This window comes from Ruegeria halocynthiae (genome assembly GCF_000743705.1).
In the GTDB taxonomy this organism is placed as follows: domain Bacteria; phylum Pseudomonadota; class Alphaproteobacteria; order Rhodobacterales; family Rhodobacteraceae; genus Ruegeria; species Ruegeria halocynthiae_B.
This window is the reverse complement of record NZ_JQEZ01000002.1, coordinates 209,047-223,625: the sequence shown is the minus strand read 5'-3', so window position 1 is coordinate 223,625 and position 14,579 is coordinate 209,047. Positions and strand designations below refer to the sequence as shown.

20 protein-coding genes are annotated in these 14,579 nt (G+C 58.1%); 10 read left to right on the top strand and 10 right to left on the bottom strand.

The window, feature by feature from the left end:
- Window positions 1-9: 9 nt before the first annotated feature.
- On the bottom strand, window positions 10-1,212 hold the full coding sequence (locus JT51_RS07420; protein ID WP_037310210.1) for a pyridoxal phosphate-dependent aminotransferase: 1,203 nt from the start codon (window positions 1,210-1,212) through the stop codon (window positions 10-12).
- 91 nt (window positions 1,213-1,303) lie between these two features.
- Here JT51_RS07420 and JT51_RS07415 point away from each other — a divergent pair, with 91 nt between their 5' ends.
- The 3 genes from JT51_RS07415 (at window position 1,304) to JT51_RS07405 (ending at window position 2,526) form a co-directional block, all read left to right on the top strand.
- Entirely contained in the window at window positions 1,304-1,696 is a 393-nt protein-coding gene (locus tag JT51_RS07415; protein ID WP_037310207.1) for a helix-turn-helix domain-containing protein, read from the top strand.
- Window positions 1,693-1,950 (top strand): succinate dehydrogenase assembly factor 2, encoded by a 258-nt coding sequence (locus JT51_RS07410; protein ID WP_037310204.1) that lies wholly within the window; start codon window positions 1,693-1,695, stop codon window positions 1,948-1,950. Before JT51_RS07415 ends, JT51_RS07410 begins: the two co-directional genes overlap by 4 nt.
- Before the next feature lie 78 nt (window positions 1,951-2,028).
- On the top strand, window positions 2,029-2,526 hold the full coding sequence (locus tag JT51_RS07405) for a helix-turn-helix domain-containing protein (RefSeq protein WP_037310201.1): 498 nt from the start codon (window positions 2,029-2,031) through the stop codon (window positions 2,524-2,526).
- On the opposite strand, the gene JT51_RS07400 is transcribed toward JT51_RS07405, so the two are convergent.
- From JT51_RS07400 to JT51_RS07390, 3 genes are read right to left on the bottom strand one after another with little or no spacing between them, the layout of a single operon-like run.
- Entirely contained in the window at window positions 2,520-3,248 is a 729-nt protein-coding gene (locus JT51_RS07400; RefSeq protein ID WP_037310198.1) for a DUF1194 domain-containing protein, read from the bottom strand. The genes JT51_RS07405 and JT51_RS07400 overlap by 7 nt on opposite strands.
- A complete protein-coding gene (locus tag JT51_RS07395; protein WP_051927452.1) occupies window positions 3,245-3,979 on the bottom strand; it encodes a DUF1194 domain-containing protein in 735 nt (244 codons plus the stop codon). Before JT51_RS07395 ends, JT51_RS07400 begins: the two co-directional genes overlap by 4 nt.
- Window positions 3,946-4,374 (bottom strand): VOC family protein, encoded by a 429-nt coding sequence (locus JT51_RS07390; protein ID WP_037310196.1) that lies wholly within the window; start codon window positions 4,372-4,374, stop codon window positions 3,946-3,948. The genes JT51_RS07395 and JT51_RS07390 overlap by 34 nt, the downstream gene beginning before the upstream one ends.
- 175 nt (window positions 4,375-4,549) lie before the next feature.
- On the opposite strand from JT51_RS07390, the gene thyX reads away from it, so the two are divergent.
- Entirely contained in the window at window positions 4,550-5,461 is a 912-nt protein-coding gene (gene thyX / locus JT51_RS07385; RefSeq protein WP_037310193.1) for an FAD-dependent thymidylate synthase, read from the top strand.
- A 227-nt stretch (window positions 5,462-5,688) separates the two neighbouring features.
- On the opposite strand, the gene JT51_RS07380 is transcribed toward thyX, so the two are convergent.
- The gene (locus JT51_RS07380) at window positions 5,689-5,895 is read right to left on the bottom strand and encodes a cold-shock protein (RefSeq protein WP_010439113.1); all 207 of its coding nucleotides are present in this window, start codon (window positions 5,893-5,895) and stop codon (window positions 5,689-5,691) included.
- A gap of 215 nt (window positions 5,896-6,110) precedes the next feature.
- Here JT51_RS07380 and JT51_RS07375 point away from each other — a divergent pair, with 215 nt between their 5' ends.
- Together JT51_RS07375 and JT51_RS07370 are read left to right on the top strand one after the other, a co-directional pair.
- Window positions 6,111-6,428, top strand: coding sequence for an ArsC/Spx/MgsR family protein (locus tag JT51_RS07375; RefSeq protein WP_037310186.1), 318 nt, complete (start codon window positions 6,111-6,113; stop codon window positions 6,426-6,428).
- Window positions 6,429-6,468: 40 nt separating this feature from the next.
- Window positions 6,469-6,837, top strand: a complete 369-nt coding sequence (locus JT51_RS07370) for a hypothetical protein (protein ID WP_037310181.1) — start codon at window positions 6,469-6,471, stop codon at window positions 6,835-6,837.
- Between the two features lies 1 nt (window position 6,838).
- Here the strand turns inward: JT51_RS07370 and JT51_RS07365 are convergent, their stop codons facing one another.
- The 5 genes from JT51_RS07365 to thrS form a co-directional block, all read right to left on the bottom strand.
- A complete protein-coding gene (locus tag JT51_RS07365) occupies window positions 6,839-7,357 on the bottom strand; it encodes a DoxX family protein (protein ID WP_037310176.1) in 519 nt (172 codons plus the stop codon).
- Window positions 7,354-8,115 (bottom strand): DNA-binding domain-containing protein, encoded by a 762-nt coding sequence (locus tag JT51_RS07360; protein ID WP_037310171.1) that lies wholly within the window; start codon window positions 8,113-8,115, stop codon window positions 7,354-7,356. The genes JT51_RS07365 and JT51_RS07360 overlap by 4 nt, the downstream gene beginning before the upstream one ends.
- Window positions 8,112-8,969, bottom strand: coding sequence for a DUF692 domain-containing protein (locus JT51_RS07355; RefSeq protein ID WP_037310166.1), 858 nt, complete (start codon window positions 8,967-8,969; stop codon window positions 8,112-8,114). Before JT51_RS07355 ends, JT51_RS07360 begins: the two co-directional genes overlap by 4 nt.
- Before the next feature lie 71 nt (window positions 8,970-9,040).
- On the bottom strand, window positions 9,041-9,343 hold the full coding sequence (locus JT51_RS07350; RefSeq protein WP_037310161.1) for a DUF2282 domain-containing protein: 303 nt from the start codon (window positions 9,341-9,343) through the stop codon (window positions 9,041-9,043).
- 221 nt (window positions 9,344-9,564) lie between these two features.
- Complete coding sequence (gene thrS, locus JT51_RS07345; RefSeq protein WP_037310156.1) at window positions 9,565-11,523, bottom strand: threonine--tRNA ligase; 1,959 nt, start codon at window positions 11,521-11,523, stop codon at window positions 9,565-9,567.
- 218 nt (window positions 11,524-11,741) lie between these two features.
- Here thrS and JT51_RS07340 point away from each other — a divergent pair, with 218 nt between their 5' ends.
- From JT51_RS07340 to JT51_RS07325, 4 genes are read left to right on the top strand one after another with little or no spacing between them, the layout of a single operon-like run.
- A complete protein-coding gene (locus JT51_RS07340; RefSeq protein WP_037310153.1) occupies window positions 11,742-12,491 on the top strand; it encodes an alpha/beta hydrolase in 750 nt (249 codons plus the stop codon).
- Window positions 12,488-13,483, top strand: coding sequence for an alpha/beta hydrolase (locus JT51_RS07335; protein WP_235216135.1), 996 nt, complete (start codon window positions 12,488-12,490; stop codon window positions 13,481-13,483). The genes JT51_RS07340 and JT51_RS07335 overlap by 4 nt, the downstream gene beginning before the upstream one ends.
- Window positions 13,483-13,908, top strand: coding sequence for a VOC family protein (locus tag JT51_RS07330; protein WP_037310147.1), 426 nt, complete (start codon window positions 13,483-13,485; stop codon window positions 13,906-13,908). Before JT51_RS07335 ends, JT51_RS07330 begins: the two co-directional genes overlap by 1 nt.
- Window positions 13,909-13,928: 20 nt before the next feature.
- Window positions 13,929-14,543: a hypothetical protein gene (locus tag JT51_RS07325; protein ID WP_037311883.1), complete on the top strand. Its 615-nt coding sequence runs from the start codon at window positions 13,929-13,931 to the stop codon at window positions 14,541-14,543.
- Window positions 14,544-14,579: the final 36 nt, after the last annotated feature.

Below are 14,579 nucleotides of genomic sequence, written 5' to 3'. Positions count from 1 at the left end.
TTCCTCCGGTCAGGTCAGGGATGCGCAAAAACGTTGGATGCGGGTGCAGGCCTCGGTCAGGGCCTCGTCCGAGGTCGCATAGCTGACCCGGAAATTCGGCGACAGGCCAAAGGCCGCGCCGAACACCACGGCCACGTCTGCCTCTTCCAGCAGGGCTGTGGCGAAGGCCTCGTCCGTGTCAATCAGCGTGCCTGCGGGCGTCGTTTTACCGATCAGCCCCGCGATAGAGGGGTACACGTAGAACGCGCCTTCGGGCGTTGGGCAGGCGATGCCGTCGATGGCGTTCAGCATACGAACCACCAGATCGCGGCGGCGTTTGAAGGTGTCATTGTTCGGGGCCAGAAAGGACTGCGTGCCATTCAGCGCCTCAACTGCTGCCCATTGGCTGACTGAGCAGGGGTTCGAGGTCGACTGCGACTGAACTTTGCGCATTGCTGCGATGATCTCAACCGGACCGGCAGCATAGCCGATGCGCCAGCCGGTCATAGCATAGGCCTTGGAGACACCGTTGCAGGTCAACGTGCGGTCATACAGGCGCGGCTCGACCTCGGCCGGGGTGCAGAATTCGAAACCGTCATAAGCCAGATGTTCGTACATGTCGTCCGACATGATCCAGACATGCGGGTGGCGCATCAGCACGTCGGTCAGTTCCTCCAACTCCTCGCGGCTGTAGCCCGCGCCGGTGGGGTTCGACGGTGAATTGAAGATGAACCATTTGGTCTTGGGCGTGATTGCGGCCTCAAGCTGATCGGCGGTCAGTTTGAAATTTGTTTGCAAAGATGTTTCGGCGATCACCGGCGTGCCACCGGCCAGCAGAACCATATCCGGATAGCTGACCCAATAGGGCGCGGGGATCACAACCTCGTCGCCCTCGTTCATGGTGGCCATCAGCGCGTTATACAGCGTCTGCTTGCCGCCGGTCCCGACCGAGATCTGGGCGGGCGTGTAGTCCAGCCCGTGATCGCGTTTCATCTTGGCGCAGGCGGCCTGTTTCAGCTCGGGGATGCCATCAGGCGCGGTGTATTTGGTTTTGCCCGCTGCGATGGCCGCGACGGCTGCGTCCTTGATGTTCTGTGGCGTGTCGAAATCCGGCTCACCCGCGCTTAGCCCGATGACATCGCGCCCGGCGGCTTTCAGCTCAGCCGCTTTGGCGGTCATCGCGATTGTCGGTGATGGTTTTACGCGTGACAGTGTCGCAGACAGGAAACTCATGGGCGGCCTCGGTTTGTATGTTCAACCTGTCTGTCATAGGGTGCGCCCGATTGACGATCAAGCCGTATGAAACAGAGAATTGGAGACCCGGATGAACGACGAAAACAACTGGTACGGACCAGAGTCCGCGACATTCGGGGACAGGCTGGCTGGCGCACGCGAGGCGGCGGCGATGACGCAAGCGCAGCTGGCGCGACGTCTGGGGGTCAAAAAGGCCACAATCGCAGCCTGGGAAAATGATCTGTCCGAGCCCCGCGCCAACCGTCTGTCGATGATGGCCGGGATGATCAACGTCTCGATCATGTGGTTGCTGACCGGCGAGGGCGAGGGCATGGAAGCCCCGGTCGAAGACGGCGAGGCAAATCTTGAACTCGTGGACGCGGTGGCCGAACTGCGTGCGATCCGTGGCGAGATGCGCGCAAGCGCCGAACGGGCTGCACGGCTTGAAAAGAAACTGCGGCTGATGCTGGAGCAGGGCAAGTGACCGAAACACGGGACGTCAGGATCAAGCGCATGCAGATGCGGTCGATGCGCCGTGGCATCAAAGAGATGGATTTGATCCTGTCCGCTTATGCCAAGCGTAATCTGGCGGAGATGGACACAGAAGGTCTGGATCGCTACGACGCGCTGCTGCACGAAAACGATCAGGACCTCTATCAGTGGGTGACCGGGCAGGTTCAGCCACCAGAGCCCTTTTCCGTTCTTGTAGCGGATATCGCGCAAACATTTCAAAAATAAAAGAAAATCCAACTTAACCGATTTTTGGGAATTTCCGTTCATCGTGTCTGAAACAACGCGACTGAATCGGAGGATCGGATGAGTATGGAAATGCAGGTCTCCGCGCCGGAAACCAAGGGTTTCATGACCAGCTATCTTGAGGCGCTTGCCCTGGTCGAGAGGCTGCACCGCCTGCTGCTGGACGTTATCAAGGATGAGTTTGAGCGCGTCGGCGTATTAGAGATCAACGCGGTTCAGGCCCTGCTACTGTTCAATATCGGCGATCATGAGGTGACGGCGGGCGAGCTGAAAAGCCGGGGTTATTATCAGGGCAGCAATGTCAGCTATAACCTCAAGAAGCTGGTCGAAATGGGCTATATGCACCACCAGAGGTGCGAGATTGACAGACGTTCGGTTCGGGTTCGGCTTACGCCGCAAGGGCGGGAAATTCGGAACGTTGTGACCAAGTTGTTTGCGCGCCATGCCGAAGGCCTGCAGTCGCGCGGTGTGCTGGGATTGGAAGGGATCGAGGATATCACCACCTCGCTTCGCCGGGTCGAGAGGTATTGGACAGATCAAATCCGCTATATCTATTGATCACGCGGGGCGGCGGGACCGGCATCCGACAGAACCAGCCCTTCCAGTTCCTGAAGCAGCTTTCGGGTCATGGCCTCTTCATAGGCCTCAAACCCAAGGGCCACTTCGACAAAAGCGCCGGGGCCAAGAATGACCCAAGCCTGATAATAGGCGGACAGTTCGCCAACCTGAACGTGGCGCTTGTCCGCGTGATTGGGGTCATCCGCGCCGATGACCAAGCCGTTGATGGTGATGCCGGTGGATTGCAGGATCTGTTTCACCGCGCGCGGGTGCTGGCCGATGTTGTGCTTGCCGTCCCCCGACAGATCCAACGTGCGTTTCCAGCATCCCGCCTGCTGCGCCAGTAACTCAGCGCCAAAGTCCATCGCGGCCCCGACCGCAGTGCCCTGCGGCGCGCTGCTGCGTTCAACCCGGTTCAACAAGGCCGCAATACGCGTCACATCCTGGGAGGAACGTATTTCCGTCCAGTTCAGCAGCATCCGCTGATGGCCGGGTTCGCTCCATTCAAAGACCGCAAGGCGGACGGGGGCGGCACTATCTGACAGCAGCAGCTGCTTTACTTCGGGGCGCTGCAAAGCCGCCGCCAAACCACCAAGTTGCAGGCGGTATTCCTGACTGTCGACCGACCCGGACACATCCAGACCCAAGGCCAGTGCCTGACGACATTCAGACGCAGCAGAACTGGCCAGCAAGCACAGGAAAGTTGCCAGAATCCGCATCATTTTGTGTATGTGTCGCGCAGGCTGCCGATTTGCAGCCCCTTCAACTCACGCTCTAGCTTGCGGCGCATGGCACGTTCGAAATCTTCGAACCCCTGCGCGATTTCCAGAAAAGCACCGGAGCCATGCAGCACGTTGTTTTCAAAGAAGGGGATCAGAAAAAGCTCGCCTTCGAAATCGGCGGCATTGATGACCAGCCCGTTGACGACCGTGTTCTCAAAGGGGAAGTGCCGGTAAGCCGAATCCGGCCCGTACCCGTCATTGTTTGACCCATCCCCCGACAGGTCGATGGTTTGAAACAGGCACCGGGGGGCTTGTTGCATCAAGGTTGCGCCGAACGCCAGCGCGTAACCCATCGCCGTCGCCGATCCGCTGTCGGATCGAACTGACTGCTGAATGGTGGTGGCCGCCAACAGCAGGTCAGATTCAGAGTCGATCATTGTCCAGTTCAGAATGACGCGCTGTGTGGTGCGGCCGCTCCATTCATAGACCGCCAGGGCAACGGGCATTGGCGAGGAAAAGAACGCCTCGGTCACCTCGGGCGCGGTCAACGCGGCGGCCAGACCTTGCCGTTGCAGGGCGTCTTCGGTTGCGTCAACCGAGGTTGAAATATCCATCGCCAATGCCAAAGCAAGACGGCAGGTCTCAGCCCGAAGGGGGCTGGCCAGAACGGCCAGACCAAAGGGTATCAACCAACGGATCACCAGTGACCGGTGCTTTCCATGCTGGCCCATGGTTCAGCGGGTTCCAGCGCGGCACCGTTTTGCAACAGCTCAACCGAGATATTGTCGGGTGAACGCACAAACGCCATGCGCCCATCGCGCGGTGGGCGGTTGATCACAACGCCATTGTCCTGCAGGTGCTGGCAGGCCTCATAGATGTTATCGACGCCATAGGCGAGATGCCCGAAATGCCGGCTGTCGGTGGGCAGCTCGTCATCTCCGTCCCAATTGTGGGTCAGTTCGATAGGCCGATCCTCTTGCCCCGGAGGCGCCATGAAGATCAGCGAAAATCGTCCCGCCTCACTGTCGTAACGATCGGTTTCCTTCAGGCCGAGCAGTTCGTAGAAGGCTATGGATTTCTCCAGATCCTTAACACGAACCATGGTGTGAAGATATGTCAGCCCCATTGCGGCGTCCTTTCTGATCAGGTGATAGGCAGCAGCTTAGCGCGCGCGCCTTGCGTGTCGAGGGGCAGCGCAGACACAATTTGAGAAATGGAGTATTAGGTACAGATATCGCGGTTCCTGTCCAGGATTAGCCGAGATATAGTGGTCGGCGACTCATTGCTGGAAAGGAAGTTTCATGCCGCTGTCCTCTGACCAACTGGCCGAGATCGAAGCGCAACGGGCGCAATCGCATCCAACACGCCGCGTTGTGGCTGCGGGAATGGAAGACCATCTTTATACGGCCCATCAGGTTCTGGACCACGGCTTTGTTCGTGTGATCGATTATATGGGTGATGATGCCGCGATCTGTCAGGCTGCGCGGGTGTCTTACGGTAAGGGCACCAAGTCGGTTCAGAACGACGAAGGCCTGATCCGCTATTTGATGCGCCACTGGCATTCGACCCCGTTCGAAATGTGCGAGATCAAGCTGCACGTCAAACTGCCCGTTTTTGTGGCCCGGCAGTGGATTCGGCACCGCACGGCAAATGTGAATGAATACTCAGCGCGATATTCGATACTGGACCGGGAGTTCTATATTCCCGCACCCGATCACGTCGCCGCCCAGTCCGAAGTGAACAACCAGGGCCGGGGCGATGCTTTGCAAGGGGAAGAGGCCGCCCGCGTTCTGGAAATGCTCAAGGCCGACAGCGCGCGGTGTTATGACAATTACGAGGCGATGATCAATCAGGACGGCCAGCAGGGGCTGGCCCGTGAACTGGCGCGGATGAACCTGCCCGCGAACATCTATACGCAATGGTACTGGAAGGTCGATCTGCACAACCTGTTCCACTTCCTGCGGTTACGGGCCGATCCACATGCACAGTATGAGATTCGCGTATATGCCGACATGATGTGCAAGATCGTCGCCGACTGGGTGCCCTTTGCCTATAAGGCGTTCGAAGATTACCGTCTGGGTGCGGTCAACCTGTCGGCGCAAATGGTTGATAGCCTGCGCAGAATGATTGCCGGTGAAACCGTGACGCAAGAGAATTCGGGAATGACCGCACGTGAGTGGCGCGAGTTCGAAGCCGTCATTCGCGACAGTTAAGCCCACTTGCAGCATATCGGGAGGAGCTGAACCAGCGATAAAGGTGGCTGGACGATGGCGATCACATACGCCACCGGGACATCCTGTATCGCGGTGATGGGCCAAAACTGAAACGCTCATGTCAGGGCCGCGCCCACATGAGGGTAAGGTTTAGAACCTTTGGAAATGGTCGCGGCCGGAAATTGGCCGCAGACCTTTTTTGATATTCCCGCCGAAAGCGGGGCGATTTACAGAGGCTTCAAATCAGACGCCATTTGGCGTCCGTCGCGTCCGTCTTCTAATTCGTACGAGACCTTCTGATTATCAGCGAGTCCAGTCAGACCAGATCGTTCGACAGCTGAGATATGAACAAATACGTCCTTGCCGCCTTCATCAGGGGCAATAAACCCGTAGCCTTTGGTGGTATTAAACCATTTCACGGTGCCAGTTGGCATTTCCCGTGTCTCCTTCTACTTGCACGTTGTCCCACAAAATTGGTGGGGTAGCGGATGACGACACCGCAACACATCCCAGTTTCGCTTGCGCCAAACGGTCCACATTGCGGGTTTCGTCTTTTTCAACATTGCATGGTGAAGTAAAAAATCAAGAATTACCGGAACAAGCAGGCAAAAATGCCAGAAAATCCGTCAAATGCAGGAGCGGCCGATAAATGCGCCTTTTTGGACTAAAAACCTGTGATACCTGCCGCAAGGCACTGAAATCGCTTCCAAATGCCGAATTCATCGACGTTCGGACACAAGGCGTGCCCGATTCCGTTTTGGCGCAGGCGCATGAGAGGTTCGGCGAGGCTTTGCTCAATACCCGCTCAACAACCTGGCGCGGGTTGGCGGAAGAAGAACGCGCGCGGCCCCGGCTGGAATTGCTCAGGGATCATCCGACTTTGATGAAACGCCCGCTGATCGAAAAGGACGGAGAGCTGTTTCTGGCCTGGACCCCGGAATCGCGAAAGGGGCTTGGCGTTGCATGAACGGGCCCTTATCTGGATTGCGCAGGCAAGAGGTTGGTAAATGCGTAACGCAGCAATGATTTTGGGTGTCATCGCCGGTTTGATCGGCATGATCGTGGGCTTTTTCGGATACGGCTATATTGAGTTGGTCGAACGTTTTGGCGAGGTCGAAGGTGTGGCCGAACAGTTCGACAATGCTCAGGTCATACAGGTGGCGTCACTTGTTGCGCCTTTGTTGGCCATCGCAGGTGGTGCGATGGCCCATGCGCGCGCTTTGATCGGCGGGGTGTTGTTGCTGATGTCTGCGGCGGGAATGTATTATGCGTTTGGGTTTAATGCGTTCACGATGTTCCCGGTCGCCTTTGCCGCCGTGGCGGGTATCCTTGGGCTGGCCGCTGGGAAACCGGACGAGCCCAAGGCGCATTTCTAAATCACTTTAAGCGCAGCAAACGATCCGCCGAGATCGGACCAGCGCCATTGATGATGATGACAAGAAACAGGAAGGTCCACATCACGCGTTGATCCATCAACGAGATCGCGTTGTCGAACAGGCTGCCAAGTTTCACGCCGTGCCCGGAAACATCGGTGGCGGTCTGAACCCAGATAAACCCAATCATGCCCAATGCGGCCAGACGCGTGAACAGACCAACCAGCAGCAGCGCGGGCAGGACAAATTCACCGACGGTGCCAAAGAAAATCACGATACGCTGGAAAAAGGTCATCTGCGTGACGTCATACAGGGCAGCTTCGGCGGCTTTCGGAAAGATCTGACCAAAGGCGCCAGCCGAGGGCGAGAAAATCGAGCCGTCGATTTTCGTCATCGCCGAATTCCAGAAATAGAACAGCAAAACCGCGATGAACACGACCCGCGCCAGTGTCGGGGTCAACCAGCCAGAGGCCAGATCCAGCCTCCCCAAAGTGTTGTTGTGCAAAGAGATCAGGGCAGTCATGGTGCCAGCCTTTCGATAGTCACAGAAGATATTGCGCCGCCCTGCAGAAGCAGCGCAAGAGTGGCCCCAAGGTCGAACTCGGGGAAGTCGGCGGCGGTATTTTCATACGCGTCGCCGATGGTTTGCCCCGACTGAAGTCGGGCGATCCAATCTGCGCCACCCAAAGGCAGCAAGTGTGGATGGGGGTCGTAATCCGGTCGAGTGATCAGCACGTCCTGACCGTCGGGTTCCGGTTTGGGGGCATCTTCTTCGGTGTTGAAGCGCCAGATAGAGTAAATTGGCCAGTCCGAACGTAAGACCTGCATTGCAGGCGCAAACCCTAGTTGCGCGCGCATGACATCTTCCGGGGAAACGGCCAGTGCGTTTTCGGAAACCGGCTGACTGTCAGCTGCGTGATAGGACCGGCGTAGTGCCAGTTCCAGCCGGGCGATGTCCGGCAGATACCCCAGATGGGAAAGCTGCTCCATCCCGGCCAAAAATTCGGGGAATTCTTCGCCGTAGAACATCATCAAAGGTGACAAGGGCGGGTGTTTGCGCAGGAAAATCCCCGCAAGGCCATCCATATTCTTGGTGCCAAGCAGTTTCGTGATGACGGGGAAGGCCTGATGCATCGCTTCGGTCAGCGAAACGGCAACGTTGTTGCGGTACACGCTGAACCGCCGCCCGGCGGGCTGGGCCTTGGCGTCAAGCAGCCCGTCGGGAATCGCCGCTGATGGGTCCAGCAAGGCCTCGTGAAACGTGGTTTGGGAAACACTCATGCCGGAACGCGGTCCAGCGCCGCTTGTGCGCGGTCCGCCTCGGCCCGAAGAACGGGCCAGTCAGGAACATCCGTGTCCCATTCGACCAGAACGGGTTTGGGGCCTGAGCGTTCCAGCACATAGTCCAGCAAAGCCCAGACCGGATCGACCACTTCGCGCCCATGGCTGTCAATCAGCAGGGGGCGACCGTGGTCGTCCTCATCCTCATCATGTCCGCCAAGGTGAATTTCCCCGACTTTTTCCAGCGGGTAAGCGTCGATATAGCCTTGCGGTGAGAAGTCCAGATTGGTTGCCGACACAAAGACGTTGTTCACGTCCAGCAACAGACCGCAGCCCGTACGACGAGAAGCTTCCCGCAGAAAGTCAGGCTCGGACCAGGTGCTTTCTTCAAATGCCAGATAGCTGGAGGGGTTTTCCAACAGCATCTGGCGGCCAACGGTTTCTTGCACCTGATCAATGTGATCGCAGATACGCGTCAGGGTCGCATCGGTGTAGGGCAGGGGCAGCAAGTCGTTCAGAAAGTGGCCGTCATGGGTTGACCACGCCAGATGTTCGGAAAAGCTGGCCGGGTTCAGCCAGCCGACAAGATGTTTCAGACGCGCCAGATGATCCGGGTCCAATGGTCCTTCGGCACCAATCGACAGGCCGACGCCGTGTACCGAAATGGGGAATTGTTCAGACAGGTGTCGCAGTTGGGCCAGCGGCCGACCGCCATCACCCATGTAGTTTTCTGCGTGGATCTCAAGCCATGCCACGGGATGGGCATGTTTCAGAATCTGGTCGAAATGTTGAGGCTTGTAACCAACGCCCGGCGCGGCGGGCAATCTGTTCGATTTGTGTGCATTATCCAACATGTACAAGTCCTCCGGTCACAACAAAGAGGCGGGCGTTGTTGCCCGCCCCTCATGCTTTCGTTGACTTTGCCTTATGCGGGCAGGTCGCGGTCCTGCGGTTCCAGCGAACCACTGCGGGCCGCACCGTCGGCCGATTTGGGCAATTCGATATCGGCGCAGGTGCCGGCATCTACCAGGGTCCATGCGTTGCCTTGATAGTCCACGGTCGAGGTGCCCGCGCAGGTGGTGCCTGGGCCTGCAGCACAGTCGTTCTGACCGGCAAGCGAAACGCCATAGCATTTCTCTTTGGCTTGGGCGGTGGCAGTGGTAGCTGCGCCCGAAACGGCGGCCGCGACGGCGCTTGCGATAACAAGGGATTTTGCTGTTTTCGACATCTCGGTAATCCTTTTGATGACTGCGTATGTCTGTTTGTGACAGTGAATAACCTAATGGCTATGACGGCACAGTTGAATTCACGAGCCCGTGTCTCACAACCCCGTCAAAGACCGTCATGCACCCTTGCAGGTTAACAAATTGTTTTTGAATTGAAAAATGGAAAGTGTTTCAATCCGGCCTCGTGTTTGAGGCCGGATTTCGGGCGATTTATCGCCAAATGTTACAGCAGGTCGGGCGGGGTGGCCGCCTGGGACAGCTCGTTTGTTACAGCCTCAAGCGATTGAACCTGCGTTTGTTTTTCGCCCAGACGCCGGACACTTACGGTGCGTTCCTCGACCTCGCGGTGGCCGACAGCAAGGATGACCGGCACTTTGCCGACCGAATGCTCGCGGACCTTGTAGTTGATCTTTTCGTTGCGAATATCAGCCTCGACCCGGACACCGGCGGCCTTGAGCGTTTCGACCACTTCCATAACGTATTCGTCCGCCTCGGAGGTGATTGAAGCGACAACAACCTGCCGCGGCGCCAGCCAGAACGGCAGTTTTCCTGCATGTTCTTCGATCAGGATGCCGATGAAGCGTTCGAACGAGCCCAGCGTCGCCCGGTGCAGCATGAACGGGCGGTGCTTGGCCCCGTCGGCGCCGACAAAGCTGGCATCCAAGCGTTCGGGCAAGTTGGGGTCAACCTGCAAGGTGCCGCATTGCCATGTCCGGCCAATCGCGTCGGTCAGGGTGAATTCGAGCTTGGGTCCGTAAAACGCGCCTTCACCTTCGAGAAGTTCATAGTCGTACCCGGCGGCCTTGCAGGCATCGCCCAGCGCCTTTTCGACCAAATCCCAGCTTTCATCAGACCCGATCCGCTTTTCCGGGCGGGTGGACAGTTTGATCGTCCAATCATGGAAGCCCAGATCGGCATAAACCTTGGACAGGAAGGCGATGAACTTGGCGGTCTCGGATTCAATCTGATCTTCGGAACAGAAGATGTGGCCATCATCCTGCGTAAAGCCGCGCACACGCATGATACCATGCAGTGCGCCCGAGGGTTCATAGCGCGCGCAGGATCCGAATTCAGCCATCCGCAGCGGTAGATCGCGATAGGATTTCAGACCCTGATTGAACACCTGTACATGGCAGGGGCAGTTCATTGGCTTCAGCGCGTTGATCGCTTTTTCCCGGGCATGTTCCTCGTCGACTTCAACGATGAACATGTTTTCCTGGTACTTGTCCCAATGGCCCGAGGCCTCCCACAGTTTGCGGTCGACCACTTGGGGAGTGTTCACCTCGACATAGCCGTCCCGCTCTTGCATCCGGCGCATGTAGTCCTGCAAAGTGGTGTAGATTTTCCAGCCATTCGGATGCCAGAAAATCTGACCGGGGGCTTCTTCCTGCATGTGGAACAGGTTCATCTCGCGGCCCAGTTTGCGGTGGTCGCGTTTGGCGGCCTCTTCCAGCATGTGCAGGTGCGCTTTGAGCTTTTCCTTGCCGGTGAAGGCCACGCCGTAGATACGCTGCAGCATCGCCCGGTCGCTGTCACCGCGCCAATATGCGCCTGCGATGGACATCAGTTTGAAAGCGTCGCCCGGCACTTGACCGGTGTGTTGCAGGTGCGGCCCACGGCACAGGTCCTGCCAGTCGCCGTGCCAATACATGCGCAGCGGCTCGTCGCCGGGGATGGCGTCGATCAGTTCGACCTTATAAGGCTCGTCGTTCTGAGTGTAGAAATCAATCGCGCGCTGACGGTCCCAGACCTCGGTGGTGACCGCATCACGTTTGTTGATGATTTCCTTCATCTTTTTTTCGATCAGGCCAAGGTCTTCGGGCGTGAACGGTTCCGCCCGGTCAAAGTCGTAATACCAGCCGTTTTCGATGACGGGGCCGATGGTGACTTTGGTGTCGGGCCAGATTTCCTGCACGGCGCGGGCCATGATGTGGGCCAGATCGTGGCGGATCAGCTCATTGGCCTGAACCTCATCCTTCATGGTGTGGATGGCGATATCGGCGTCGGCTTCGATGGGCCATTGCAGGTCCCAATGCTGACCGTTCACTGTGGCCGAGATGGCTTTTTTCGCCAGCGAGGTCGAGATATCAGCCGCCACCTGCGCGGGCGTGACGCCTGCGTCATAGGAACGTGCATTGCCATCGGGAAGGGTGAGAGAGACGGATTTTGTATCCAGGGCCATATCGGCTCTCCTCGTCGGTTTGGCGCCCACTGAACGCCCGGTTGCGGGTTATTTGTGTTCAGGCCATTTGGCAGGCCGGGGCACCTGTGTCAAGTGTTGCGCGGGCGAGGGGCCAGCCCCTCGCGCTCCCCGGGATATTTTTAGCCAGATGAAGGCGGACCGGGGAATTGCACTTGGGGGTGGGGCGTGCATGATGCCCTGGAAGCAGAGAGGGTTTCATGGCAGCGACAGAATTTCTGGAGACCGCGCAAGGGCGGCGATTGGCTTTTCACAAGAGCGAGGGTACGGGTCCGATCATCGTTTTTCTGGGCGGGCTGAAATCGGATATGGAGGGCACCAAGGCGGTGCATCTTGAAGCCTGGGCGCAGGCCCGGGGGCAGGCGTTTTTGCGGTTCGACTATTCCGGGCATGGCGAAAGTTCGGGCACGTTCGAGGAGGGGTGCATCGGCGATTGGCATCAGGACACGGTGGCCGCAGTTTCCGCGTTGACCGAAGGGTCGTTGATCATTGTAGGTTCGTCCATGGGGGGATGGCAGGCGCTGTTGCTGGCCAAGGCAATGCCCGAACGGATCGCCGGGATGGTCACCATCGCGGCTGCGCCGGATTTTACTGAAGATGGATATTGGGCGTCGTTCACGGAAGCGCAGAAACAAGCGCTGGACACAGTCGGGCATGTCGAACTGCCTTCGGATTACATGGAGCCTTACGTCATCACCAAACGCATGATCGAAGACGGCCGCCAGCACCTTGTGCTGCGGGATGCCTTACACCTGCCATTTCCGGTTCGGTTCCTGCAAGGGACCGAGGATACCGCAGTGTCGACCGAAACGGCGGTTGTTCTGCTTGGGCACGCAACAGGGCCAGACGTGCGCCTGCTGTTGGTCAAGGATGCCGATCATCGCTTTTCCGATGGGCCTTGCCTTGGGGTGATCGAAACGGCCGTTGTTGACGTATCGGGCGCACAATGATCCGGCGGTTTGGATGGTTTTTGGGGCGCTTTTTTCTGGTGCTGTGGCTGGTCGGTGGATTGATCTATTGGCTTGGGCCACGGGAACAGGTGGACCTGCATCCCCGTTTCGAACCGCGTAAATTCGGCGAAGGGATTCAGGTGTATTTTGAAAGCGTCGAATCCGCCTTTGACGATATCACCCCCGGTGTTGAAAAGCGCGTGATCTGGCAAGACGGGTTCAAGGAACAGCGGACGCCGGTTTCTGTTCTGTATCTGCATGGGTTTTCCGCCACGTCCGAGGAGATCCGCCCGGTGCCGGATTTGGTGGCCGATGCGCTTGGGGCGAATTTGGTTTATGCTCGCTTGCAGGGCCATGGCCGGACCGGGCAGGCAATGGCCGAAGGCACCGCCTCTGGCTGGATGCAGGATGCGGCCGAAGGGTTGGCAGCTGCGCGCGCGGTTGGGGATCAGGTCGTGGTGATCGCGACGTCGACGGGGGCAACGCTGGCAGCGGCTGCGGCATTGGACGACGAGTTAAGCCGAAACGTAGCGGGCATGGTTTTCATCTCACCCAATTTCGGCGTGAACACGTCCGGCGCGTGGATACCCAGCCTTCCCTGGGCGAGAATTTGGCTGCCGATCTTGATGGGTGAAAACCGCGATGTGTCCGACCCGGACCCGGAAAAGAACAAATATTGGTCCGTGATCTACCCATGGGAAGCTGTCGTGCCGATGTCGGCGTTGGTCGACGCCGTCTATGCGCTTGATTTCTCTGCGGCGCAGATCCCTGCCTTGTTCTGGTTCTCGGGCGACGATCAGGTGGTGCGCCCGGATCGCACCCATAAGGTTGCGAATGTCTGGGGTGGCCCGGCGCGGGTTGAATTGGTGACAATGGGTCCGGGTGACGATCCCGCCGCGCATGTTGTTGCTGGCCGACTGATGTCGCCCGGGCAGACCGAGGCGGCGGTATCTGATATTTTGAGCTGGTTGAAGGACTTGGGGATTCAGTGATGGAGCAACGTGTTAGCCTGATAACCCTTGGGGTGGACGACCTTGAGGCAGCTGCGACTTTCTATGAGGCTATGGGTTGGCAGCGTGTCAACAGCCCAGACGGGGTCATCGCCTTTGATCTGATTGGCCAGACACTGGGCCTGTATCCGCTGGCGGCTCTGGCGGGTGAAATCGGGATGGATATTGCGACGCTGGGTCGGGGTGCCATGACGCTGAGCCACAACTGCCGATCCAAGGATGACGTCGCCGACATTCTGCACAGGGCCAAAGCCGCCGGTGCGACAATTCTGAAACCCGCGTCGGATGTGTTCTGGGGCGGGCACCACGGTTATTTTCAGGCCCCGGATGGCACCATTTGGGAAATCGCGTTCAACCCGTTTTCGCCCCTTGGACCGGATGGGTCGTTTCGCTGGAACGGATACTGAAAATGCGCAAGCCCGGCAGCATGTGGAGCCTTGAGACGCTGGGCCGCGTGCGCCTGTCGCGACATTTTTTCATGCGTGATTTCCTGTATTCCGAGATTGGGAATTTTCACGAAAAGCAGAATATTCCCGACGATCCTGACCTTGCCATCGAAACCGGACGCGCCTTTTGCCAGACATTGCTGGACCCGTTGGAAGAGACCTTCGGCCGTGTTGCGGTGCGGTCGGGGTATCGCTCAGCCTCGCTCAATAAGTTCGGGAATGAGAACCGCCTGAATTGCGCCCGCAATGACAATCCGCTGGAATGCCATATCTGGGATTGGGGTAAGGGGGGCAACCGGGTTTCCGGGGCGTCAATTGTCATCCCATGGTTTGCGGATCGTTACGAGGCAGGCCGGGATTGGCGCGATCTGGCCTGGTGGATACACGATCACCTGCCGTATTCTGAAGTTTGGTTCTTTCCCAAACTCTGTGCCTTCAACCTTGTGTGGCGGCCTGATCCTCAGCGTCGGATCGATAGCTATATCGCCCCACGCGGTTGTCTTATACGCCCGGGGGGCGAACCGGAAGAAGACCTGCAAACGCGGCGTGAAAGATACGCGGATTTTCCCGCCTTTCGCGGTATCAACTATCCTTGAACTTTCCCTTGCCCGGTGTCGAAAAACCTCTCATCC

Bases quoted from the DNA above. Each gene is read 5' to 3' on its own strand.
- JT51_RS07420 (WP_037310210.1), bottom strand. From the start codon at position 1,212: ATGAGTTTCCTGTCTGCGACACTGTCACGCGTAAAACCATCACCGACA.
- JT51_RS07415 (WP_037310207.1), top strand. From the start codon at position 1,304: ATGAACGACGAAAACAACTGGTACGGACCAGAGTCCGCGACATTCGGG.
- JT51_RS07405 (WP_037310201.1), top strand. From the start codon at position 2,029: ATGAGTATGGAAATGCAGGTCTCCGCGCCGGAAACCAAGGGTTTCATG.
- JT51_RS07400 (WP_037310198.1), bottom strand. From the start codon at position 3,248: ATGATGCGGATTCTGGCAACTTTCCTGTGCTTGCTGGCCAGTTCTGCT.
- JT51_RS07395 (WP_051927452.1), bottom strand. From the start codon at position 3,979: ATGGGCCAGCATGGAAAGCACCGGTCACTGGTGATCCGTTGGTTGATA.
- JT51_RS07390 (WP_037310196.1), bottom strand. From the start codon at position 4,374: ATGGGGCTGACATATCTTCACACCATGGTTCGTGTTAAGGATCTGGAG.
- thyX (WP_037310193.1), top strand. From the start codon at position 4,550: ATGCCGCTGTCCTCTGACCAACTGGCCGAGATCGAAGCGCAACGGGCG.
- JT51_RS07380 (WP_010439113.1), bottom strand. From the start codon at position 5,895: ATGCCAACTGGCACCGTGAAATGGTTTAATACCACCAAAGGCTACGGG.
- JT51_RS07375 (WP_037310186.1), top strand. From the start codon at position 6,111: ATGCGCCTTTTTGGACTAAAAACCTGTGATACCTGCCGCAAGGCACTG.
- JT51_RS07370 (WP_037310181.1), top strand. From the start codon at position 6,469: ATGCGTAACGCAGCAATGATTTTGGGTGTCATCGCCGGTTTGATCGGC.
- JT51_RS07365 (WP_037310176.1), bottom strand. From the start codon at position 7,357: ATGACTGCCCTGATCTCTTTGCACAACAACACTTTGGGGAGGCTGGAT.
- JT51_RS07360 (WP_037310171.1), bottom strand. From the start codon at position 8,115: ATGAGTGTTTCCCAAACCACGTTTCACGAGGCCTTGCTGGACCCATCA.
- JT51_RS07355 (WP_037310166.1), bottom strand. From the start codon at position 8,969: ATGTTGGATAATGCACACAAATCGAACAGATTGCCCGCCGCGCCGGGC.
- JT51_RS07350 (WP_037310161.1), bottom strand. From the start codon at position 9,343: ATGTCGAAAACAGCAAAATCCCTTGTTATCGCAAGCGCCGTCGCGGCC.
- thrS (WP_037310156.1), bottom strand. From the start codon at position 11,523: ATGGCCCTGGATACAAAATCCGTCTCTCTCACCCTTCCCGATGGCAAT.
- JT51_RS07340 (WP_037310153.1), top strand. From the start codon at position 11,742: ATGGCAGCGACAGAATTTCTGGAGACCGCGCAAGGGCGGCGATTGGCT.
- JT51_RS07335 (WP_235216135.1), top strand. From the start codon at position 12,488: ATGATCCGGCGGTTTGGATGGTTTTTGGGGCGCTTTTTTCTGGTGCTG.
- JT51_RS07330 (WP_037310147.1), top strand. From the start codon at position 13,483: ATGGAGCAACGTGTTAGCCTGATAACCCTTGGGGTGGACGACCTTGAG.
- JT51_RS07325 (WP_037311883.1), top strand. From the start codon at position 13,929: ATGTGGAGCCTTGAGACGCTGGGCCGCGTGCGCCTGTCGCGACATTTT.